At 55.9% G+C, this 20,743-nt stretch carries 22 protein-coding genes and 1 pseudogene; 8 read left to right on the top strand and 15 right to left on the bottom strand.

The window, feature by feature from the left end:
- Positions 1 to 86: 86 nt before the first annotated feature.
- Positions 87 to 989 carry a 1,4-dihydroxy-2-naphthoate octaprenyltransferase gene (gene menA, locus A7Q00_RS12270; protein ID WP_064090807.1) on the top strand — a complete coding sequence of 301 codons (903 nt, stop codon included), beginning with the start codon at positions 87 to 89 and terminating at the stop codon, positions 987 to 989.
- 48 nt (positions 990 to 1,037) lie between these two features.
- Complete coding sequence (locus A7Q00_RS12275) at positions 1,038 to 1,397, top strand: DUF1304 domain-containing protein (protein ID WP_064090808.1); 360 nt, start codon at positions 1,038 to 1,040, stop codon at positions 1,395 to 1,397.
- A 658-nt stretch (positions 1,398 to 2,055) separates the two neighbouring features.
- Here the strand turns inward: A7Q00_RS12275 and A7Q00_RS12280 are convergent.
- Entirely contained in the window at positions 2,056 to 5,397 is a 3,342-nt protein-coding gene (locus A7Q00_RS12280) for a TonB-dependent receptor domain-containing protein (protein ID WP_064090809.1), read from the bottom strand.
- A gap of 319 nt (positions 5,398 to 5,716) precedes the next feature.
- Between A7Q00_RS12280 and A7Q00_RS12285 the strand changes: the two genes are divergently transcribed.
- Positions 5,717 to 6,376, top strand: coding sequence for a hypothetical protein (locus A7Q00_RS12285; RefSeq protein WP_064090810.1), 660 nt, complete (start codon positions 5,717 to 5,719; stop codon positions 6,374 to 6,376).
- A 409-nt stretch (positions 6,377 to 6,785) separates the two neighbouring features.
- On the opposite strand, the gene A7Q00_RS12290 is transcribed toward A7Q00_RS12285, so the two are convergent.
- Entirely contained in the window at positions 6,786 to 7,742 is a 957-nt protein-coding gene (locus A7Q00_RS12290) for an AraC family transcriptional regulator (protein WP_156503828.1), read from the bottom strand.
- Between the two features lie 190 nt (positions 7,743 to 7,932).
- Here A7Q00_RS12290 and A7Q00_RS12295 point away from each other — a divergent pair, with 190 nt between their 5' ends.
- Complete coding sequence (locus tag A7Q00_RS12295) at positions 7,933 to 8,274, top strand: carboxymuconolactone decarboxylase family protein (protein WP_064090811.1); 342 nt, start codon at positions 7,933 to 7,935, stop codon at positions 8,272 to 8,274.
- A 73-nt stretch (positions 8,275 to 8,347) separates the two neighbouring features.
- Positions 8,348 to 8,734, top strand: a complete 387-nt coding sequence (locus tag A7Q00_RS12300; RefSeq protein WP_064090812.1) for a rhodanese-like domain-containing protein — start codon at positions 8,348 to 8,350, stop codon at positions 8,732 to 8,734.
- A 90-nt stretch (positions 8,735 to 8,824) separates the two neighbouring features.
- On the opposite strand, the gene A7Q00_RS12305 is transcribed toward A7Q00_RS12300, so the two are convergent.
- Together A7Q00_RS12305 and A7Q00_RS12310 are read right to left on the bottom strand one after the other, a co-directional pair.
- Positions 8,825 to 9,256: an EamA family transporter gene (locus A7Q00_RS12305; protein WP_064090813.1), complete on the bottom strand. Its 432-nt coding sequence runs from the start codon at positions 9,254 to 9,256 to the stop codon at positions 8,825 to 8,827.
- A 70-nt stretch (positions 9,257 to 9,326) separates the two neighbouring features.
- Complete coding sequence (locus A7Q00_RS12310) at positions 9,327 to 9,896, bottom strand: hypothetical protein (protein WP_156503829.1); 570 nt, start codon at positions 9,894 to 9,896, stop codon at positions 9,327 to 9,329.
- 133 nt (positions 9,897 to 10,029) lie between these two features.
- On the opposite strand from A7Q00_RS12310, the gene A7Q00_RS12315 reads away from it, so the two are divergent.
- Together A7Q00_RS12315 and A7Q00_RS12320 are read left to right on the top strand one after the other, a co-directional pair.
- Complete coding sequence (locus tag A7Q00_RS12315; RefSeq protein ID WP_064090815.1) at positions 10,030 to 10,941, top strand: patatin-like phospholipase family protein; 912 nt, start codon at positions 10,030 to 10,032, stop codon at positions 10,939 to 10,941.
- Between the two features lie 285 nt (positions 10,942 to 11,226).
- Positions 11,227 to 12,198, top strand: coding sequence for a hypothetical protein (locus A7Q00_RS12320; RefSeq protein WP_064090816.1), 972 nt, complete (start codon positions 11,227 to 11,229; stop codon positions 12,196 to 12,198).
- A 129-nt stretch (positions 12,199 to 12,327) separates the two neighbouring features.
- On the opposite strand, the gene A7Q00_RS12325 is transcribed toward A7Q00_RS12320, so the two are convergent.
- From A7Q00_RS12325 to A7Q00_RS12370, 11 genes are all read right to left on the bottom strand, one after another.
- Entirely contained in the window at positions 12,328 to 13,230 is a 903-nt protein-coding gene (locus A7Q00_RS12325; RefSeq protein WP_064090817.1) for a hypothetical protein, read from the bottom strand.
- Between the two features lie 207 nt (positions 13,231 to 13,437).
- On the bottom strand, positions 13,438 to 14,289 hold the full coding sequence (locus A7Q00_RS12330) for an NAD-dependent epimerase/dehydratase family protein (protein ID WP_064090836.1): 852 nt from the start codon (positions 14,287 to 14,289) through the stop codon (positions 13,438 to 13,440).
- 241 nt (positions 14,290 to 14,530) lie between these two features.
- Positions 14,531 to 15,928, bottom strand: a complete 1,398-nt coding sequence (locus A7Q00_RS12335) for a hypothetical protein (protein ID WP_064090818.1) — start codon at positions 15,926 to 15,928, stop codon at positions 14,531 to 14,533.
- Between the two features lie 63 nt (positions 15,929 to 15,991).
- Positions 15,992 to 16,372 carry a hypothetical protein gene (locus A7Q00_RS12340; protein WP_156503830.1) on the bottom strand — a complete coding sequence of 127 codons (381 nt, stop codon included), beginning with the start codon at positions 16,370 to 16,372 and terminating at the stop codon, positions 15,992 to 15,994.
- Positions 16,369 to 16,776, bottom strand: a complete 408-nt coding sequence (locus tag A7Q00_RS12345; RefSeq protein ID WP_064090820.1) for a thiol-disulfide oxidoreductase DCC family protein — start codon at positions 16,774 to 16,776, stop codon at positions 16,369 to 16,371. Before A7Q00_RS12345 ends, A7Q00_RS12340 begins: the two co-directional genes overlap by 4 nt.
- Positions 16,777 to 16,797: 21 nt before the next feature.
- Positions 16,798 to 17,250, bottom strand: a complete 453-nt coding sequence (locus A7Q00_RS12350) for a hypothetical protein (protein WP_245637582.1) — start codon at positions 17,248 to 17,250, stop codon at positions 16,798 to 16,800.
- A gap of 58 nt (positions 17,251 to 17,308) precedes the next feature.
- Positions 17,309 to 17,791, bottom strand: a complete 483-nt coding sequence (locus A7Q00_RS12355) for a DUF2269 family protein (protein ID WP_064090821.1) — start codon at positions 17,789 to 17,791, stop codon at positions 17,309 to 17,311.
- A gap of 9 nt (positions 17,792 to 17,800) precedes the next feature.
- Complete coding sequence (locus A7Q00_RS12360; RefSeq protein ID WP_064090822.1) at positions 17,801 to 18,163, bottom strand: DoxX-like family protein; 363 nt, start codon at positions 18,161 to 18,163, stop codon at positions 17,801 to 17,803.
- A 66-nt stretch (positions 18,164 to 18,229) separates the two neighbouring features.
- Entirely contained in the window at positions 18,230 to 18,355 is a 126-nt protein-coding gene (locus A7Q00_RS14210) for a hypothetical protein (protein ID WP_281179016.1), read from the bottom strand.
- A gap of 136 nt (positions 18,356 to 18,491) precedes the next feature.
- Positions 18,492 to 19,010 carry a hypothetical protein gene (locus tag A7Q00_RS12365; RefSeq protein WP_064090823.1) on the bottom strand — a complete coding sequence of 173 codons (519 nt, stop codon included), beginning with the start codon at positions 19,008 to 19,010 and terminating at the stop codon, positions 18,492 to 18,494.
- An 85-nt stretch (positions 19,011 to 19,095) separates the two neighbouring features.
- Positions 19,096 to 19,614 carry a GbsR/MarR family transcriptional regulator gene (locus A7Q00_RS12370; RefSeq protein ID WP_064090824.1) on the bottom strand — a complete coding sequence of 173 codons (519 nt, stop codon included), beginning with the start codon at positions 19,612 to 19,614 and terminating at the stop codon, positions 19,096 to 19,098.
- Positions 19,615 to 20,169: 555 nt separating this feature from the next.
- On the opposite strand from A7Q00_RS12370, the pseudogene A7Q00_RS13950 reads away from it, so the two are divergent.
- Positions 20,170 to 20,743: pseudogene (locus tag A7Q00_RS13950) on the top strand (IS630 family transposase); the annotation flags it as partial.

Here is a 20,743-nt window from a genome sequence, read left to right on the forward strand (position 1 = left end):
GAATCGGTTATCATGCCCGTTTTCCGTATCAGGCTACCTGAAACTGCCGATTGAATTTTTCAGGTAGCCTCCAAACCACTCCCGCCATGCACGCCCTATTCCGACTCATTCGCCCGCGCACCCTGCCGCTGGCCATTGCCGCCGTCTGCTGCGGCAACGCCATCGCTTGGCACGGCAGCCCCGCAAGCTGGCGCGGCAGCGTGTTCCTGCTCAGCCTGCTCACCGCGCTGGCCCTGCAAATCGTTTCCAACATCGCCAACGACTACGGCGACGGCATACGCGGTACCGACCGCCACCGCGCCACCGATGCACCCGAACGCCTCACCGCCGGCGGCCAAATTTCCCTCCCGCACATCCGCCGCCTCCTCGCCGCCAGCGTATTGGCCGCCCTGCTCCTCGGCAGCACACTCATCGCCCTCAGCTTGCACCACCCGCAGCAATGGCTCGCCTTCCTGCTCTTAGGCAGCCTCGCCCTCGCCGCCGCCCTCACCTACACCCTCGGCCGTCATGCCTACGGCTACCACGGGCTGGGCGAAATCAGCGTATTCCTGTTCTTCGGCCTGCTCGGCGTGCAGGGCAGCGCCTACCTGCAACAAGGCAGCTGCCCGCCCGAAGGCTGGCTGCCCGCTGCCGGCTGCGGCCTGCTCGCCGCTGCCGTGCTGCACATCAACAATATGCGCGACATCGAAAGCGACCGCCAATCCGGCAAAACCACCCCCGCTACCCGGCTGGGCTTTGAGCGCAGCAAAACCCTGCACCGCCTCCTCCTGGCCGCCGCCCTCGTCTGCTATGCCGCCCTCGCCCCTCAAATCCCCAGCGTCCTCTTCTGGCTAAGCGCACTGCCGCTGGCCATCACCCACCTGCACCGCCTGCAAACCGCCGCCAGCCCCGCTGCCGCCGGACGCGAACTGCCGCACATCGTGCGCCTTGCCCTGGCCGTCAACCTACTTTTCGACAGCGGCCTGCTGCTCGATTCCATATTACCTTAATCCATTTAAATTAAAGGGAAACCACATCATCACACGCAGTTAAAAAATATGTCTATCTTCTCGCAAATCCTTGTTTTACTCACTGCCGCCCTGTTCGGCTACATCATATACCTCGAAACCTTCGCCACCACTTCCCCCGCCACCGCCCGCGTATTCAAGCTCAGCCAAGAGCAACTCTCCGAGCCGCGCTTCAACGTATTGATGTGCAACCAAGGCATCTACAACGGCTGCATCGCCCTCATGCTTGCCTACTCCGCCCTGTTCGCTGCCCAAGCAAAAGAAACCGCCGCCCTGCTGCTACTCAACTGCATCGTCGTGGCTGCCTACGGCGCGTTCACCTCAAATAAAAGTATCCTGCTCAAGCAAGGCGGGCTGCCTATTTTGGCTTTAATCAGTCTGTGGTTCTAGCAAATAGGGGAAAGGCTACCTGAAACCGGTTTTCAGGTAGCCTTTTGCTATGCCGTGTGTCAATCAGCGGCCGAAGCTTGGCATTGTTTGCCAGCTATCGGCCTGGCAACACCAATCTGCAATACAGGTTACCTGAAAATCATCGGTGCGTTTTCAGGCAGCCTGCTCGTTTGCCGTGCGGCCAAAGATTTGCCCGCCCTACCGCCGGAGCCCGTAAGGCTACCTGAAAACCGATCTATTCGTTTCAGGTAGCCCTTTCCTCATTGCCACATGGGTAATAAGCGCCCACCCTGCCGCTGAAGCTTATGAGGCTACCTGAAAAATGGGAACACGGGTTTCAGGTAGCCTTTTATGCCGGGTTTTCAGGTAGCCTTTGCAGGCTATGTAGGATTTGTGCGGTATGCGCGGTTTGGAATGGCAAATAACAGCGTGCGTGCCCGTGGCACGCACCCTACACACGAAATAAGCAGGCGGTATGGGCTACCTGAGAACCGATTGCTTGCGTTTCAGGTAGCCCTTTCTGCATTGCCACGTGAGTAACGGACAACCAGCCACTAAAGTTTGTGAGGCTACCTGAAAATCGAAAATACGGGTTTTCAGGTAGCCTTTTATGCTGGGTTTTCAGGTAGCCCCTATCTTTTAAACCGGGCTTCTATCTTTAAAACCGGGCTTTGATGCCGAGGGTTACGGTGCGGCCCGGGCCGGGGGTGGGGACGTTGCTCATGGGGTCGAGGTAGTAGCGGTTGGTGAGGTTGTTCACGCCGAGGTTGATGCTGAGCCTGTTGCCGATGCGGTAGCGGGCGTAGGCATCCCAAATGGTGGAGGCGCGCCAGTGGTAGGCTTGACCGGTGGTTTTGAGCAGGCGGCCCATGCCTTGTTCGATGAGCCGGTCGTGCTGTTTGCTATCGCGGCGGCTGTGGTGGATGCCGCGGATGCCGAGCTCGAGTTTTTCGCCGAGGAGGCGCACACCCAAGTCTAAATTAATGGAGTATTTGGGCTGGATGGATTGGTAGAACCTGGTTGCGCCGATGCCGCCTTCGATGCAGGCGGGTACGCTGTTGTAGTACATATCGTAGGCGAAGGAGAGGTTTTCGTCGCAGGTTTGTTGTTTTAAACGGTAGGTGCCGCCGAGCGACATGAAGAAGCGGCCGAAATCGAGGCGGCTTTGCAGTTCGAGGCCTTGGGTGATTTTGCGGTCGTATTGGATGAGGTCTTTGTTGGCGGCGGTGTCGATGACGTTTTTGATGGTGTTGGAAAAATAGGTGAGGCGCACGTCGCCTTCGCGCAGCCTGCTCCACAGCGGGGCGAAGTTGTAGCTGTAGCCGATTTCCCAGTTGGTGCTGCGTTCGGGCTTGAGGTCGAACGAGGGCAGCATGGCTTCCAGATACACTGCGCCGAAGCTCATATTGGTGGCTTCGTAGATGCTGGGGAAGCGCGTCATCTGCGCCCAGCGCAGGTGCAGGCGGCTGTTGTCGGTGAGATCGTAGCTGAGGGCGAGCATGGGCGACCAGGCCGAGCCGTTGAGGCGTTTTACCGGCGGATAGTTGGCATCGCCCGTTATCGGGGTATGGATGTGGCGGGCTTCGTCGGGCAGGTCGGTGCTGGCCAGGTCGTTGCGGCGGGTGCGGTAGTCGGGCGAATTATCGTCGTTGGTGTTTTCTTGATATTGGCTGGCTTCATAGCCGTAATCAAACGGATAGTTGTCGTCATTGGGATGATATTCGAAGCGGGCGCTGCGGCTCACGCGCAGGTAGCGGTAGTAGCTGCCCTGCCTGCCCTGCGGGTTGCTTACTCGCTGGTCGAACAGGCCGTTTTCAAAGGCGGGGCCGTGGAATTTGCGGTTGCCGTATTCCACGATTTTGGGGCGCACCGGGCGGTAGAGCACGGTGCGGCTTTCATCGAAAGCCTGGTATTGGCCGTTACCGTCGATATAGCCGGTGTTGCCGTTTTGGTCGTGGCGCGACAGGCTCTCGTCGGGGAAGAAGCCGTAGCGCCGTTCGAAGTTGCGGTAGATGGTTTCGAAATTGCCCGGGTCGGCGTCGATTTCGGCTCTGGCGCGGCGGTAGGCATCGATTTCTTCCTGCGTCATCAGTTGCAAATACGGCAGGGCAATGCCGCTGATGACGTTGCCGCCGTCGGCATTTTGGGTAACGGAATAGGCGGGGTTGCGGCTGGCGCGGGCGCGGGCGAGCAGGTCGTCAAACGCCCAGAAGCGGTCGTAGCGGATGCCGCCTTCGATTTTCAGGCGTTCGGTCGGCCGCCAGTCGAAACTCAGTTGCGCGCCCCATTCTTTGCGCCGCCCGGAGCGCGGGCCGGTGAGCTTGGTGAGCGCGGTTACGGCATCCATCACGCCGAAGAAGTCTTGGTCGTTTTTCGCCACTTCGCTGCTTTCGTCCAGCTTTTCGTATTGGTGGCGGGCGGAGAGGGTGAGGCTGAATCGGTCGTTCAGGCGCATGCGGTTGCTGATGTTGAAGCCGGTACGGGTGGCTTTGGTGGTTTGCACCGCGCCGGAGAATACGGTGTTTGCGCCGTCGATAACGGGCGGGTCGTTGGGTGGGGTATTGCGGTCGTAGCCTTCGTCTATCAACTCTTGGCAGCTGGCAATGCCGCGTGCGGGGTCGGGCTGGAGGTTGTGGCGGAAGCAGCGCGCCCAGGCATCGTATTTGTTGTCGCCGTACGGCACGGCCAAGTCGGGGCCGCCGCTTTGGTGGCGGGTGCTGGTGGTGCGCACGCGCCAGATGTCGGCTTTGAGGTCGATCCAGCGGCTGCCTTCGGGCTGCCATTGGTAGCCGAGTTTGTAGGTGCGGCTGCGGATGTCGGAATCGATGCCTTGCACGGGGGCGATGTCGTAACGCTTGCGCTGCATATTGTATTGGCTGCCCAAGCCCAGCAGCAGGTTGTTGATGAAGGGGTTCATCTCGCCGAAGCGGATTTTGGTGTCCATGTAGTGCAGGTTGATTTGCTGGCCGCGCGGCAGATACCAGTTGTTTTTTACAAGCAGGCTGCGGCTGGCCACGTTGCTATTGGGCACTTGTTCGCCGGGGCGGTAGAGGTCGGCCATGTCGGGAATCAGGGCGTCGGAGCGGTCGGCGCGCGGGTCTTCGCTGTCGTAGATAGCATTATTCAGGTAGCCCGATGCGCCGCGTTTGCCGCTGAAATAAGTGCCTTTGCGGCGGTCGCTGTAGGCAACGAGGCCATCTGAAAGGTCGGTTTTGAAGGCGGCGGAAAACAAAAGGTTGCGGTCGTTTTTAAATTCGGCAAAGCGGCTGCTTTGGCGCGGTTTGTCGGCATCCGTGCCGTAGAAATTGAGCCCGGCGAAAGGCACGTTGCCGCCTAACGTGCCCGATGCGCCGTCTGCCGTGGGGTTGCCGGGCAGTGTGCGGTAGTCTTTGCCCAAATAGTCGTTTAAATTTTGCAGCGGCTTGGCGGTGTTGTTGGAAAACTCGGTTTTCACTTCCACACCCCAGCTTTTGCCTTCGGGGATGATGTCGGCAGGCTCGATGGTGCGGATAGCCACTGCGCCGCCCACGCCGGATTTCACGCCGCGCGTCATGGCCGGGCCTTTTTCCACCGTGATGCTGCGGAACAGGGCGGGATCGACGTAGTTGCGGTCGGCGATGCCGTAGTTGTTCATCCACACGTCCACGGTCTGCTCCGTGCCGTCGATGGTAACGGGGATGCGGCCTTTGCCGCTGATGCCGCGGATATTGGGCGTAATCGCGCTGCCGGCGTTGCGGGTGTTCATGTTGTACACGCCGTTTAAGCCTTTGAACACGTCGCCGGCGGCATCCGTGCGGTAACGTTCGAGATATTCGCGGCCGGCGTAGACGCTGGAAACGTTTTTGCGGTACACGTCGTCTGCCCCGCGCTGGTCGCGGCTGCGGGCTTTGATTTCGATGGTTTCGAGCTCGGCAGAAGTATCGGCGGCGGCCTGCATGTGGGCAAAGGCTGTTGTGAGCAGCAATACCAATACGCTGGGGCGGAAGACTTGTGGCTTCATTTGTTAGCAACCTGTAAATATCAGTAATCAAATAAAGGAATTGGAATGCTCATCCCTTCATTTATATGAATAAATGGATAAATATTGTTAATAATACTCGCATAATATTTAATATGAGAATTGTTTTCAATAGTAGGAAAGTATTAAATCCCGACTGAATCAATAAAACAGGCTGTGGATAAGAGCGGAGAGCGGTTTGTAAAAACCGGAATTTGAGCGCACATCGCTACAGTTTTGAAAAAAACGGCATTTTTCTTTACAATATCGGCCGGTAGCAATGCTGCCTTATCCGAACCAACCTTAAAAGAAGGAATGATTTATGAAGTCCAAACAAACACTTTGGTTGTTGTGCGTGGCCGCCGTACTCGGCCTTTCCGCCTGTGGCGGCAAAGGTGGGAATGAACAAGCCCCGGCACAGCAGCAACAAGCTTCGCAAAGCCAGGAAGCCAGCCAGCAGGCTGAAAGCGGCAGCCAACAAGAAGCCGCTTCTATGGATAATTTCCTGAGCAACGCCCAAGCTTTGCAGGCAGCAGAAGATTCCCTCAAAGCCCTGCCGCAGTTCTCCGGCAAGGAATTGAATGTATTCCAAAACGTTCAATTCTATGGCAGCAGCCGTCCGCGCATTGAAATCGACATCCAAGACCCGGAAAAACCGGATAATATCGACCACTACACCTATGAAGACGGCAAGTGGAGCGAACCGCAGCCGGTACAAATCTCCGGCGGCGGCGACATGAAAGACAACGTAACCCCGCTGAAAGACATCAAATTCGCCACTGTGGCCACCATTGCCAAAACCTGGGGCGAGAAAGCCAAGGAAGTGGAAGCCACTGAAACCCAGCTGGATTTCGTCAGCTTCCAACTTTGGGTGCCGAATCAAACCCGCCGTTGGATCACTTCCACCATCGAAACCCCGCGCGCCAAATACTCTGCCGATTTCAATGTGGACGGCACTTTGAAAGAGTTTGAAAAGCAGTAATACAAAGAATAGCTTAGAGAGTAATCAAAGGCTACCTGAAAACGTAACGCAGAGAATTTTCTGCGAAACTGAATTTTTCAGGTAGCCTTTTATAGTGGATTAAAATAAGAATGGGACAAGGCGGCGAGCCGCAGACAGTATGAGCAATACGGCAAGGCGAGCCAACGCGGTAGCATTCTTATTTTAATTCACTATATCTTGGCCGGGTAAAACCGGATACCGCCATATGCAGCAAAAGGCTACCTGAAAACACAGCGAACACAGCACATGTTTTCAGGTAGCCTTCATCCATTTATAGTAAATTAAATTTAAACCAGTACAGCGTTGGTTCGCCTTGCCGTAACGTGTGTACTATCTGCGGCTCGCTGCCTTGTCCTGATTTTTGTTAATTCACTATAAAACACTGTACTCAAACCACGGTCTTCTCCGCCTCTTCCAGCTGCTGCACGCGATATTGCTTCGGCGTTTGCCCGAAATACTGCTTAAACGCGCGGTTGAAATGCGATTCCGAAACAAAGCCATTTTCCAGCGCAATGCGCAAAATCGTATCCGCACTTGCCGCCAGCTGCACTGCCGCCTGCTGCAGGCGGATCGACAGCACAAAGCGGTGCGGGCTCTCTCCGATTACCGATTTAAACAAACGCATCAGCTGCGCCCGCGAGAGTTTGGCCATTTCCGCCATCCGCGCAATCGACCAATCCTCCTGCGGCGCGAGTAACACCGCCTGCAACAGCCCGCTGAGGCGCGGGTCTTCCAGCTGCGACAAAAAAGAAGGATCGCTGCTCTGCTGCCGGTAGCGCCGCAATACCGCCACCAGCATCACCTGCGAAAGCGCATTCACCACCGTGCCGCTGCCGTAACGCAGCCGTTCCGCCTCATCCAGCATCATCGCTGCCGTTTGCCGCATTTCCGGCAGCGGCAGCAGCAGGCATTCCGGCATACCCAGCCACAGTGCCGCATGGCGCGTGTAGCGGTATTGGCCGCACAAAAGCTGCAAGCGGTTGCCGCCGCAGTCTTTCACCGCCAACACGCCGCCTTCGTGAATCTGCGGCTTGCCTGCCGGTTGCGCCAAGCCCTCCAAACTGTCGGCAATGCTGTGCGCCGTATCGTAAGGCAGCAGCACCGCATCGCCCGCATGCAGCGCCACCGCCGGCCCGCTGCCCGCCCGCAGCCAGCCGCCGCCCGACACCACCCAATGCAGCCGCGCCGTTTCCGGCTCGGTTTTGTGTTCTAAATGAAACCCGCCGCCCAGCCGGCAGCACACATCAATCCGACCGCGCAGCCGCGCCAGATAAATTAATTTGTCCAACACATCCATTTCCATTCTCCCAAATTGTTCGGCGGCGGGAACATGTCGCCAAAACACTCCGCCTCCTGCAGTCTTGCCTTACCGCCATGCCAGAAAATAATTGCTCCGGCCATAGCGCGCAGTCAAAAAAATGAGACGATCAGTCAATCCCTGCCCTAAAACTTATGCCATCATACGCCCCATCAAACGGTTTCGGCAAAAGCCGTCCGTTCAAATTTTATTTCAGTTTGTTTGTTAGGAGAACACCATGTTTTTAGATTGGAAAAAACACGCAGCCCACGTTAAACAATCATTTGCCAAGCTCGGCAAAAACCACCCCAAAATGCTGGCCGGCTACGCCGCCCTCGAAAGCGCCGCCGCAGCCGAAGCGCTGGACGCCAAAACCCGCGAACTCATCGCCCTGGCCGTGGCCGTTACCACCCGCTGCGAAAGCTGCATTTCCGTGCATGCCCAAGCCGCTGTGAAAGCCGGTGCCACCGAGAGCGAAGTGGCCGGTGCGCTCGCCACCGCCATCTCCCTCAACGCCGGTGCCGCCTACACCTACTCCCTGCGCGCCCTCGAAGCCGTGGAAGACGCCCGCGAAGCCTAAACCCGGTTTTCAGGTAGCCTTTATGAATAACAAGCTACCTGAAAAACTCCCCCGCCATCAAGAAAGGTACATCATGAAAAAAACCCTCTCTCTAGCCGCCATCGCCCTGTTGGCCGCCCTGCCCGTTGCCGCTTCCGCCCACGGCCAGCACAGCCGCAAGCCTGCCCAGCAACAGAGCCGGCCGCGCCACGCCCCCGCCCGCCAAGAAGCCGTGTGGATCGACGTGCGCACGCCCGAGGAATATGCCGCAGGCCATCTGGAAAACGCCAAAAACATTCCGCACGACCAAATCGGCCAACAGATTGCCGCCCACGTTCCCAATAAAAACACCCCCATCAACCTCTACTGCCGCAGCGGCCGCCGTGCCGAAGCAGCCAAACAAGTGCTCGAAAGCATGGGCTACACCAACGTGCAAAACCGCGGCGGCTACGAACAGCTCAAACAGTCCGGCCTGCACTGATGCCTGCGTCTGACCACTGAAACACATCACGCCACTACCAAAAAGGCTACCTGAAATTTTTTCAGGTAGCCTTTCCTTCAGCCCAATCCCCTATCGCTTCAACGCCAACACCAGCACCCCGCCGGCAATCATCGCAATCCCCAGCCACTCCTGCGCTGCCGGCCGCTCTTTGAGAAACACCGCCGCCATCAGCGCCACCAGCACGATGCTGAATTTATCCACCGGAGCCACCTTGGAAGCCTCGCCCATCTGCAAAGCCTTGAAATAAGCCAGCCAAGAAGCCCCCGTGGCCAGGCCGGAAAGAATCAGAAACGCCCAGTTGCGCCCCGAAAAACCGCCCACCCCCTGCCATTTGCCGGTGTAGCTCAAAAACGCCGCCAAAGCCGCGATGATCACCAAGGTGCGGATAAAGGTGGCGAAATCCGAATCGATGCCCTGCAAGCCCAGTTTGGCGAAAATCGCCGTGAGCGCTGCGAAAAAGGCCGAAGCTAAAGCCCAATAGAGCCAAGCGTTTGAGGCCATGATGATTACTCCTTATTTTATTAGATAAATTTCAAATAACGTGCTACCTGAAAACCAAGAACAGCAGTTTTCAGGTAGCCTTTTCTTGCTTTTTCAGTTCATCCATATCGACAAAACCACAGTCCGGCAAACCGCTTGCCTCCGAAATTTCGGCGCGCAGCGCGGCGGCTTCCGGGCTGTCGGCGGCAGGCGCGCGCCGTTGCAGCCAGCAAAACTTCCGTCCCTGCCGCCGTGCCAGCTGCCAATCCAGCGTCAACGCCTCGTCCGAATCCGCACGTAGCAACACCGTGCGCAGCTCGTCCGTGCCGCCGAATATGCTGACGCCTATATAGCTGGCCACGCCGAAAAATTCTGCCAACGCGTAATTCTCCACCCGTTCCCCGCCCCAAAACCGCCGTCGCACCACGCGCACAGCCCGATCACTCAACTGAACCGCCAGCGGCCGCGCCAGCCATTCTATCCGCCAGCGCCACACCCACCCCAACACAGCATACACGCACAGCCCGCCCATAAAATACGGATTGAGACCAAACCACCAAGCCGCGCCGAAACACAGCGCCTGCACCGCCACCGCCCCGAAAAACCCGCGCATATCCGGCTTCCGCGCCGCACGGGCAGACCACAACACTTCCGAACCCATATCGCCCTCCTTTAAAGTTTCAGCCAGCCTGAGGATGCAATTATATATCACCCGCCCAACGCCCACTGCATTACCATCTTCCGCCCAATCCGCTACAATACTACCCGTTTTCCCATATTCAAAAGGACTTCCCATGAACAGCCTATTGCGCCGCAGCCTCGGCCTCTCCCTGCTCACCCTCTCCCTTTCCGCCTGCGGCCTCCTCGGCGGCGGTAGCGGCTCGCAAACCCCGTCCCGCCAGCCGCTCACCGCCACCCGCAAGCCCCAAGCCGTTATCGGCCTGGCTCTGGGCGGCGGCGCATCCAAAGGCTTCGCCCATATCGGCGTGATTAAGGTACTGGAAGAAAACAATATCCCCGTGAAAATCGTTACCGGCACCAGCGCAGGTGCCCTGGTGGGTAGTCTCTACGCCTCCGGCATGAACGCTCCCCGCCTGCAGCGTGAAGCAGAAAACCTGCAACGCGCTGATTTGGTGGATTTAACCCTTTCCACCAGCGGCTTTATCCGCGGCGAAAAACTGCAAAACTACATCAACCGCCAAGTGGGCAACCGCCCCATCCAAAACCTGCCACGCAAATTCGCCGCCGTGGCCACCGAATTCGACACCGGCCGCAGCGTGGTATTCCGCAGCGGCAACACCGGCCAGGCCGTGCGCGCCTCCGCCAGCATCCCCAACGTGTTCCAGCCCGCGGTAATCAACGGCAAACGCTATGTGGACGGCGGCCTCACCGCCCCCGTGCCCGTATCCGCCGCCCGCCAGATGGGCGCCAACGTGGTGATTGCGGTGGACATTTCCGCCAAGCCCGCCCGCATCAGCCAAAGCGGCTTCTTCTCCTACCTCGACCAAAGCCTCAACATCATGAGCACGCCCGCGCTGAACAGCGAGCTGGCCAAGGCCGACGTGGTGATCAAACCGCAAGTGCAGCACCTCGGCGCCGTGGGCGGCTTCGATGAAAAAGCCCACGCCATCAAGCTCGGCGAAGACGCTGCCCGCGCCGCCCTGCCGCAAATCCGCGCCGTATTGCAGCGCTACCAAGTGCATTGATGCCCATGCAAAAGGCTACCTGAAACTCTCAGCCTCGCAGCAGCCTGCCAAGTTCGTTTTCAGGTAGCCTCTTCAGCCCAGCCCGCCGGCATTAAAAGGCTGGCTGAAGCCCTACCACCCCATATCGCACAATGCTGTTGCGCAAGGCCGGCTATTTTTCAGGTAGCGGTTGCCCGAAACCTGCCGCACAGCCCGTTTGGCCGCGCCCGATTTTCAGGTAGCCCATATCCCGATTGGGGCTACCTGAAAAATTTCCCCTATTAAAAAATAACCCGCCGTACACCCATGTTCACCCTATTCCTCCCCGACCTCAACTGGCCGCAGCCCGAAGAACTCCCCGGCCTGCACACCCCCGCCCTCAACCGCCTGCTGTGTTTCGGCCGCTTCCAAGCCGCCCCCGCCGCACCTGCCGATTTCTGTTTCACCCACCTCGGCGTGCAGCTGAACCACCTCTTCGCCGAACCCTACGCCTTCGCCAGCCCCCTGCACCAGCAGCTCGGCCTGCACAGCGCCCAACTGCAAAACAACGGCCTCGCCATCAGCCCAGAAGAAGCCGAAGTGCTGTGCCACGGCCTCAACGCCTTCTGCGGCGAAGACGGCTGGCAGTTCGCCCCCCTCTCCCCCGAGCTGTGGAGCATCCGTCTGCCCCGCCCCGCCGCCTGGCAAGCCCCCTGCATTCTCAACATCGCCGGCCAGCACGCCGACCTGCCCCAAGCCGTCGGCCCCCAGCGCAGGCAATGGCTGCAACGCCAAACCGAAATCCAAATGTGGCTGCACAAGCACCCTGTCAACCAACGCCGCCAAGCCGAAGGCAAGCTCCCCATCAACGCCCTTTGGCTGTGGGACGAAATGCCCGACACCCATGCCGAGCCCCCCACCCTCATCGGCAGCAACAGCCCCTGGGCCGCCTACAGCCGCAGCCCGCAAATCCGCCCCGCTCCCAATAGCTTCCCCGATTGGCAAACTAGCGCCGCCGAAAGCCAAACACCAATCGAACACAGCGCCCTCTACCTCGACGCACTGCAACAAGCTGCCGAGCTTGGCGACCCGCACGCCTACGCCCACACCCTGCAACAATGGGACGAACAATTCTTCGCCCCCCTGTGGCACGCCCTGCAACGCAAACACCTTCCCGCCGCCCGCCTCCTCACCGACGGCGAACACGGCGGCAGCCTCGAAATCCGCGCCCGCAGCGGCTGGGCCTTCTGGAAACCCAAACGCCGCTTCAACGGCCGCTTGTGCGGCTCAGCCGGATAAATAAAAGGCTACCTGAAAACCAAGAGGCTACCTGAAAACGGATTTCCATTTTTCAGGTAGCCTTTAATCCACTGATAGCCAGCCAAATTAACTTTCGATACCGCATTATCGGTTTTCATTTCATCGCCGCTATCCGCCCCGCCACTTCTGCTGCACGGCTTCAGACGGCGGGCGGGCGATAAAGCTGCGTACGGCTTTCTCCGCCTGCGCCTCAATTTCCCGCCAATGCGGCAGGTTTTGGCGGTCGTACACCATCTCTAATTCAACTTTCATATCGTTACCAGACATTAAAAACTCGTGATCACATGGCGGTTTGGGCACGGGATTATTGGAACATTTGATATAGCTGACAACATACCCAGCAGCATTGCGTTGAACAAACAAATCGTCTGCTCCACGGTTATTGCGCCAAGCAATTCCGTTTTCCGGGTTGATGCCGGGGTTGGCATATACCTCCAAGCCGAATTTGGTTTCACCTGTTTTTGCATAGGCATAGAGTGGAATATAGTGAGGCGAGCTGGCATGTTGGGTTAAATTTCTTTCTAGATAGGTATTGTAGACATTCCTACTCGGATATCTTGAACCGCTTTTTACGGCCACCAATATCCAAGGTGTACCCGGTTCTTTTCTTGCCTCATACCATTTATTGAAGTTGGGATGCCAGCTGTCGTATATCGTGCCATCGGTGTAGTTCATAAAAAAGCTGAAGCCCTCAATTATATCTTTATAAGTCCGCACCGGCGGTTTGTAGTTTTCGGCTTTGCGCCAGTTGAAACCGGGCGAATCTTCATATTCCACCGGCGTTTCCATGCTGTGAACCGGCAAATTAACCGGCTGCCCGCCCAAATTGCCAATACGATAAGGCACGCCATAATGGTCGCGCGGATAATCGGCGGCAATCGGCGTGCCGTCGCGCCAGTGGGTGGGGACGATGGGTGCAGGCCGTTTTTCGGGGCCTCGGTCGGGTTCTTGGCAGGCGTTGAGCAATAAGGTGAGTAACAATAAGCAACTATACGATTGGATTTTAAACATTTTTGTTCTCCCGTTCACGGTTATGAGCGCTGCCCTTAAGGCTACCTGAAAACGGATTTCCATTTTTCAGGTAGCCTTTTGGTTTCATTATCGGCAAACAGCGGCGTGTTCATGCCATAGCTGAAATAATGATTGCCTCATGCCGGGCAGTGAGCCGCAGGCGGTAACAGTGCGTCAAGGCGAGACAGTATGGGCGGTTTGTATCCGCTATTCCATCGCCCAAAATTCCCCCACGCCCAAGGGCTTGCGCTCCAGCAGTTCGGCAAACGCGGTGCAGTCGGCGCACGAGCCTTCTTCCAGCAGCGCAAAGCTGCCTGCGCTCACCATGCCGTCGCTCAACACGTTCGCCAGCGGCAGAAACGGCTTCACCAACGCCAACGGAATCGGCAGCACGCGCAAGGGCGGTTTGCGGTGCAGCCCTGTGCGCATGGCAGCAAGATAGCCCGCCAGACTGGTGTGCAGGCTGCCGGTGAAAGGGATGATGGTGCCGTGCGGCGCGCCGTTTTCCAGCAGGCGCACCAAGCCGTCCGCCACGTCGTTTGCGTGCACGGGCTGGAGCATGAACTTGCCGCCGGCCGGCAGGGCGATAACGGACAGCCGCGCCAATTTGATAAACAATTCGCAGCTCGCGCCGCCGCGCCCGTACACAACAGACGGCCGCGCCACCGCCACGCGCATGCCGTGTGCCGCGCCAATTTGGCATACGGCCTCGTCGCCGCGCCCTTTGCTGCCGACAAAATTCACGGCGTGTTTCGGGTCGGCGCCCAACGCGGAAAGCTGCACCCAATGCCGCACGCCTTGTTCCGCCGCAATTTTTGCCAACAGTGCTGGCGTGCGGTGGTGCACGGCTTCCAGCACGTCGGTGTGGCGGCTCATCACGCCGATGCAGTTAAACACGGCATCCGCGCCGCGCAGGATTTCGCGGGCGGCGGCTTCGTTCGGTTGCAAATAATCGAATTCGCGGTGGCTCGGGGTGCGCAGCGTGTGGCCGTGTGCGCGCAGGATTTGGGCAACGCGGCGGCCGATAAAGCCGCTTGCGCCGAAGAGGACGATGTTCATCATGCCTTGGTTTGCCTTGGTTTCTTTAGATATAGTGGATTAACAAAAATCAGGACAAGGTGGCGAGCCGCAGACAGTACACACGTTACGGCAAGGCGAGCCAACGCTGTACTGGTTTTTGTTAATCCACTATAAAAATTTTCAGGTAGCCTTTTGTGCGGGCAGGAGGCGGATTTTCAGGTAGCCCTTGGTTTCCCGTGCAGGCAAGCGGTGCGCGCCCTGCGAAAGGCTACCTGAAAACTCAATTCAGCACCCACTCCCCGTTGCCGCTGTGCACCACCAGCTCATAATCGTCATAGCCGTAGCCATTCTCGTCCCGGCGGCGGGTTTCCATGCGGCCGATGCTGGCCAGCCAGGCTTGCGGTTGCTCTGAGGCTTGTTTGAGTTCGTCGTAGTTTGTCCACCCTTTTTCCCGGCTGGTTTTGAATTTCTCCACCGGCAGCATATCGCTGCGGCGGATGAGCACGGCGGAAAGATCCACTCTGCCGTTGTAGTCCTGATATTCGGGGACGTTGAGCCAGAGGATGTATTCCGAGTTGCACAAAATGCGGCTCTTTGCCACGGGGCTGCGGTATTTGTCGGAATAGATTTTGCCGTCGATTTGCAGCGGCTCGTGCAGCTTGAAGGGGGCGCGGTAAGGCTCGATCGGGCAGGCTTCGGCGAAGGTTTGTGCTGGGTTCGCCTTAAATCCGGCAATGATTTCGGTGTATAGCGGCGGCTGCCACAGGTGTTTGATTTCTTTGTCATATTCCGGGTACTGCCCCAAGCCGTCGGCTTTCACGGGCGCCTGCCACATGATTTGGCCGTCTGCTTTTTGGATAAACTGGATTTGCTCGCCCTGCTCGCCTTCTTTGGCGGGGCGGTAGCCGTAGCGGTAGTCGGCGGGCGCGGGGGCGGGGATGATGGAAAGGATGCCGTCTTCGTGGAAATATTCCTGTATCAGGTAGCCTTGATAAATAAAGCGTTTGGGCGGGGTGTATTCCTTGAGGCTACCTGAAACCAGAATGAGGCTGTTGTCTTGGGAAATTTCCAGCCCGCCCAGCCATTCGGCTGTACCGTTGTTCGGTTCGGGCAGCGACTGCGGCGGCGCGATATAGGGCAGGCTCGACGGCAGCATAAAGGCGAATACCGTGCCGAAGGGAAAGTATTGTTCGCGCTGCTGGGCATTGGCGGCGGCGTATTGCCAGCGGCCGAAGGCAAACAGGGCAAGGGTAACGGCGGCGCAGGTTTTCGCCCATTTTTTGAAGGATTGGCGCAGGGCTTCGGGGGTGTTCTCAGCAAACACAACCATTTGCATCAGATACAGGGCAGCCAGCCACAGCAACGCGCCCCAGCCCACGGCGACATATTCCGGCTCGGGCATCAGCACCAGCAGCAGTGTGAAAGAAGCAAACACCATGCTTAACAACGCCGCCACTTCCGGCCTTTTGCCGCGCAACAGGTGTATTACCGTCCACCAGTAAAACACGTTGGCATAAACGGCCAGTACGGCCACCCAACCGGCAATTAGTGCAAACCAGCCGTAAACAATGCCGACATACAGGATGGACAGGCCGATGTGCCCGCCCACCGCAGGCAGGAATAGGCAAACCGCATATAAGGCGAGCGAGATGGCAATCAGCCGTTTTTGGGTGTACATGATGCGTATCCTTTCATTTGTAAGTCTTCAGGTAGCCATTGTTTCAGACTAGCTGAAAGCGTTTTAATACCGCATCAGCAAACGGCGTGCCGTAGCGTTTTGCCGGCGGCAGTAGGCCTGTTTGCGCTGCGGGTTGCTGTTGAAGGCGCGAGCCTCGGCAGCAGGGCCTTCCACATAGGTGTTCAGCTCGGCTTGCACCCGTGCGGCATCGGCGGCATAGCGGGTTTCCAGCAGGCTGTTGCAGCGCGCTACTTGGCGCAGGTGGTTTTCAAATTTATGCTGCGGAATGTTTCCTGCAGAGGCATCAGGCGGGCAAGGCATGGTAAACACCATGATTTCCATATTGTCTTTAAACACTTGGCGGCAGCGTGCCAGCTCCGGACTTTCGGCAACGGCTTGTGCGGCAAGGGGCAGGAGCAGCATAGATAGCCAATATTTTCTCATTTTCTCGTCCTTTCTTTCGGTGGGATTCGGCACACGCCGCCTTCGCATTCGGGGCGCGGCAGCAGCCATTTGGGAAATTGGTAACGGTGGCGGGTGAACCACGGGTAAAGCCGGTCGGCCAATTTGTCCAGCAGCGGCAGATTGGCCAGTTTCACCAGCGCAAAGCCTTGGTAGCCTTCGTACATTTTGCGCACGGCGGCCATTTTTTGCAGCATCACGCCGTCGTCCGTCAAAACGTGCAGGTAGGTGAGCGCGGCTTCGGTGGTGATGCCGTATTGCGCCAACACGGCTTCGCTGCCCTGTATCGGCACGGCCTCCATAAATCCGGCGCGGCTGTCCTGCATGATTAACTCTATTTCGCGCACGCAGATGGGGCATTCGGCATCGTAAAAAATTTTGTGCATCTTAAATTCTCCAAAAATACGCTACTCTTCCAGCGGGGCAAAGCCGTTATATTTTTCTGCCTGCAAACGGGGCGGTGCAGCCTGCTTTTCGGGCTCTGCTTCGGGCTTCACGCCTTCAAAACCGCTGCGTTGCAACACCTGAATCTGTTTGCGTACCAAATGCGCCAGTACCAGCAGCAGGCTCACACCGCCGAACACGGACCAGCGCAGGGCGTAAAGCAGGTTGTCCGCCAAACTGCGCTCGAAGTTCGGTGCAAACAGCAACACGCACAGCAGCGGCGTGAACAGCGTCAGGCTCAAATACAGCCGCTGCCAGAATATGCCGCTGATTTCTTTCACTTCATCGCGCGGGTCGTTGCACAAAAACGCCAGCACCCGCCGTAAAGACACACCTAAAACCAACCAGCACACCAGGCTCACCGTTAAAGACACCATCACCAAAAGCAGCATCACAGATAAAGTATGCATCATCATTCTCCATTTTCAGTTTAACAATCTCTTGCCGGGCGCCTCCACAGAGGCAAACCCACACCTACATCGGCTTCAACACCATCAGGAAATACAGCACCACCGTGGCGCAGAAGGCCGGATAGCCCAGCATTTCCCACCAAAATTGATAGCGTTTGTAGCTGGCCGGCAGCGTATTTTCGCCCGCCTGCCAAGCCGCAGCCGCCTGGCGCGCCATCTTGATTTGCAGCCACACCACCGGCAGCCAGCACGCACCGGCCAGCGCATACAGCGCCAGCGTCCACTTCACCCACAACCACGCCCCGTCCCAAGTGAGCGGCATGCCTAAATGATGCAGCATCCACAAACCCGAGAGCGGCTGGAAAATCACCGCTGGCGTGGTGAACCACCAATCCGCCTTCATCACCCATTTCGACACCACCGCCTGCGCCGCCACCGAGCCGGAACGGTTCGCCCAAAACAGATAAAACGCCGTGCCGAAGCCCGTGCCCACCATCAGCGTGGCCGAAATAATGTGTAGGGTTTTCACCACCATATAAGTATTCATGATTCACTCCTAATCATTGTTTCCAAACAAATAAAATAACACTGCCAAAATCGGCACATTCTTAATAAGCGGCGCAAACGGATGCAGCCACATTTCAGGTAGCCTGCACGCCACAATCACGCTGTAGCCCAGTACTACGGCAAATTGTGCCAGCCATATAAAACGGTAATTTCTGAATTTGGTGAAACATAAAACCCCAAAAAATACGTCTAAAGCCGATGAAGCATAAAACGCTGCCATTTGCCATTCTGCCGCAATGCCTACCCTTCCCAGCAAATCTAAAGACATATCCGCTGCCGTCAAAGCAGGCTGCACCCCGCTCCACAACCACAAAAATCCCAGCGAAAACCGCAATACGTCAAGCCGCTTCATTTTCAAACCTTGCAAACACATTATTCTGTCCAATACCGTCGTACTCACCGTACTACAAAAGCGCAGTTACCCATGATTACTGCCGAAAACTAAAGAGACACCATCGCCAACATCAATTTGCCAGCTGCCAAAGGCTGCCTCATATGCATACTTTCGCCATGATGCATGGCTACCTGAAACTTGTTTACTCATAAATTTTTCTAAATTTCTGTCAAAAAAGAAATATAGGTTTAAAAATTAAGCGGAATCATCCGCATGAGTTTAAAAATTCAAACTGCTCAACCTGTTTAAGGGCTACCTGAAACAAGGCATCTATTCTGAATCTACCCTAATCCAAATACCAGCTTGAGGATTTTCTCCGCCGTTTCAGCTGCTCCCGCCGCTCCATTTGTTCTATTTCTTCCGGCTCTTGCGGCAAGAAAAGCAGCCCTAACAGCACGGCACACAACCCGCCTAAAACGGCAAAAAACAGCAGCATGGTCAGCGATTGGAATTCAAATTTCCCTTGCTCATCAAACGATAACTGCAAACCGGTTATCAAAATCAGCCACAGTACCGTACACCCCGCACCCACGACTCCCGCATAGGTAAGGCCATATTGCGTTCGCCGTACTTGGGCACACGCCAACCACAAGCCGAAAACTGCCGCCAGAGGAACGCCCACAAACAATGTAATTATCCAAGTAAGGGGAAACAGTAAAAGCAGAAACAGGGTTGGCAGGCTGAGTAACGCAGCACCCAGCATCGGCCCGAGAAAAGCATAAGCCAACCATACCTGCCAAAACGGATAAGGCTCATTTATACCGTGATCAGCATCATCGGATTGAGTATTGACATTAATCTTCATGCACCTTCATCCACTTTAAGCCTCCGCAAGGCTACCTGAAAATATCCAGTAATGTTTCAGGTAGCCTATTCACCTGCCAACTGCTTCAACGGAAAAATTTCTGAATGCCCGCACCCAGCTTCAAAATCTTCACCATTGTGCCGGTGGAAAGTTTTAGCATTTCATTTGCCCAGATGGTGAGGGTACCGATAAAGTCGTTGGTTTGCCGGATTCTCTGCTGCACAGCCTCGTTTTCCTGCGCAAATTCAGAACTGTCGATTAAGGCTTGCAAAAACTGCCGAGTGGGTTCGATTTCACGCTGCATCCGCACCTCCACAATAGTGCGAAACAATATCCATACATCATCCGAAGTGGCAAAATGATCACGCCTGTCACCCATGATGTGCACGGTGTGCACCAACAACAAGCCCTGCAATTCCTTAATACTATTAGAAACATTAGAGCGAGCTATGCCTAGCGTTTCACAAATTTCTTCGGCATTCATTGGCCGCCCGATGATATACAACAGCGCATGAATCTGTGCCACGCTGCGGTTCACACCCCACTTGGAGCCCATTTCGCCCCAATGCAGGATAAATTTTTCAGTAGTTGGATTCAGTTTCATAGTAAGCACATTTTATTTAAATCTATAATTTCTGTCAATACAGAAATTATAGATTTTTTAATTATGCCAGGATCGCTGTTCAAAATAATACATCGAACAAATATACCTATCCCCCACAACAATTGTTGTATGACAGGCAATAAGCTGCACGAAATCGTCACATTGTTTACATTTTTCTATGGCTTTCTACGCACGGACAGCGTTTGTTTTTGCTTAACCGCTTTTTAACAAGAACAAATCAGGTTTCACGTGTCTATCGACATTCTTGACCATGCCAGATAGTCGCTTAATCAGGTCTTCAATCAAAAGCCGAAAGTGCACACAACGCTGCTGATTTCTCCATGAAGAGAGGCCTGTTGAATATTAATACTCAGCCAGCCTCTCCTCATTTTATATAACCCCCTTTCCTGTCTGGTTCAAGCCAACCCGTTTTCAAGGCAGGATAGAGGCTACCTAAAAGCTTCAGCCAGCCTCTTAAAGGCAGTCTCCTAACCAGCAAATATAGTCAATTAAAAACAAAATAGTACTACAATACTCAACTTTGAAGGTCTAGCCATGGCATACTCTGCGGACTTAAGGAACAAAGCTTTAAACTATTACGAACAATGCAAAAACATCAGCCAAACCGCAGCAACGTTTCACTTGTCAAGAAACACGCTTTACTTATGGATTCGCCTTAAAAAACAAACAGGCAGCCTAAAACATCAAGTTACCGGTCTAAATGCCGTCAAATTGGATAGGCAAAAACTGGCTCAATATGTTGGGCAACACCAGGATGCCTATCTGCATGAAATCGCCAAACATTTTGATTGTACGCCAGCCGCCGTTTGCTATGCACTCAAACAGATAGGGATAACGCGCAAAAAAAGACCACCACTTACAAAGAACAAGACCCGGCCAAAGTAACGCATTATTTGACACAGCTGGCCGAATTTTCCGACTACCAACGTGTTTATTTGGATGAAACAGGATTTGACCGCTACCTGTTCCGTCCCTATGCCCGCAGCCTGAAAGGGCAAATAGTGAAAGCGCAGATAAGTGGAAAAAGATACCAACGCTTATCTCTGGTGTCCGCACAAGTCGGCAACCGGCTGATTGCTCCGATGGTTTATCAAAATACGATGACCGG

It is taken from the genome of Eikenella halliae, assembly GCF_001648475.1.
Taxonomy (GTDB): Bacteria; Pseudomonadota; Gammaproteobacteria; order Burkholderiales; family Neisseriaceae; genus Eikenella; species Eikenella halliae.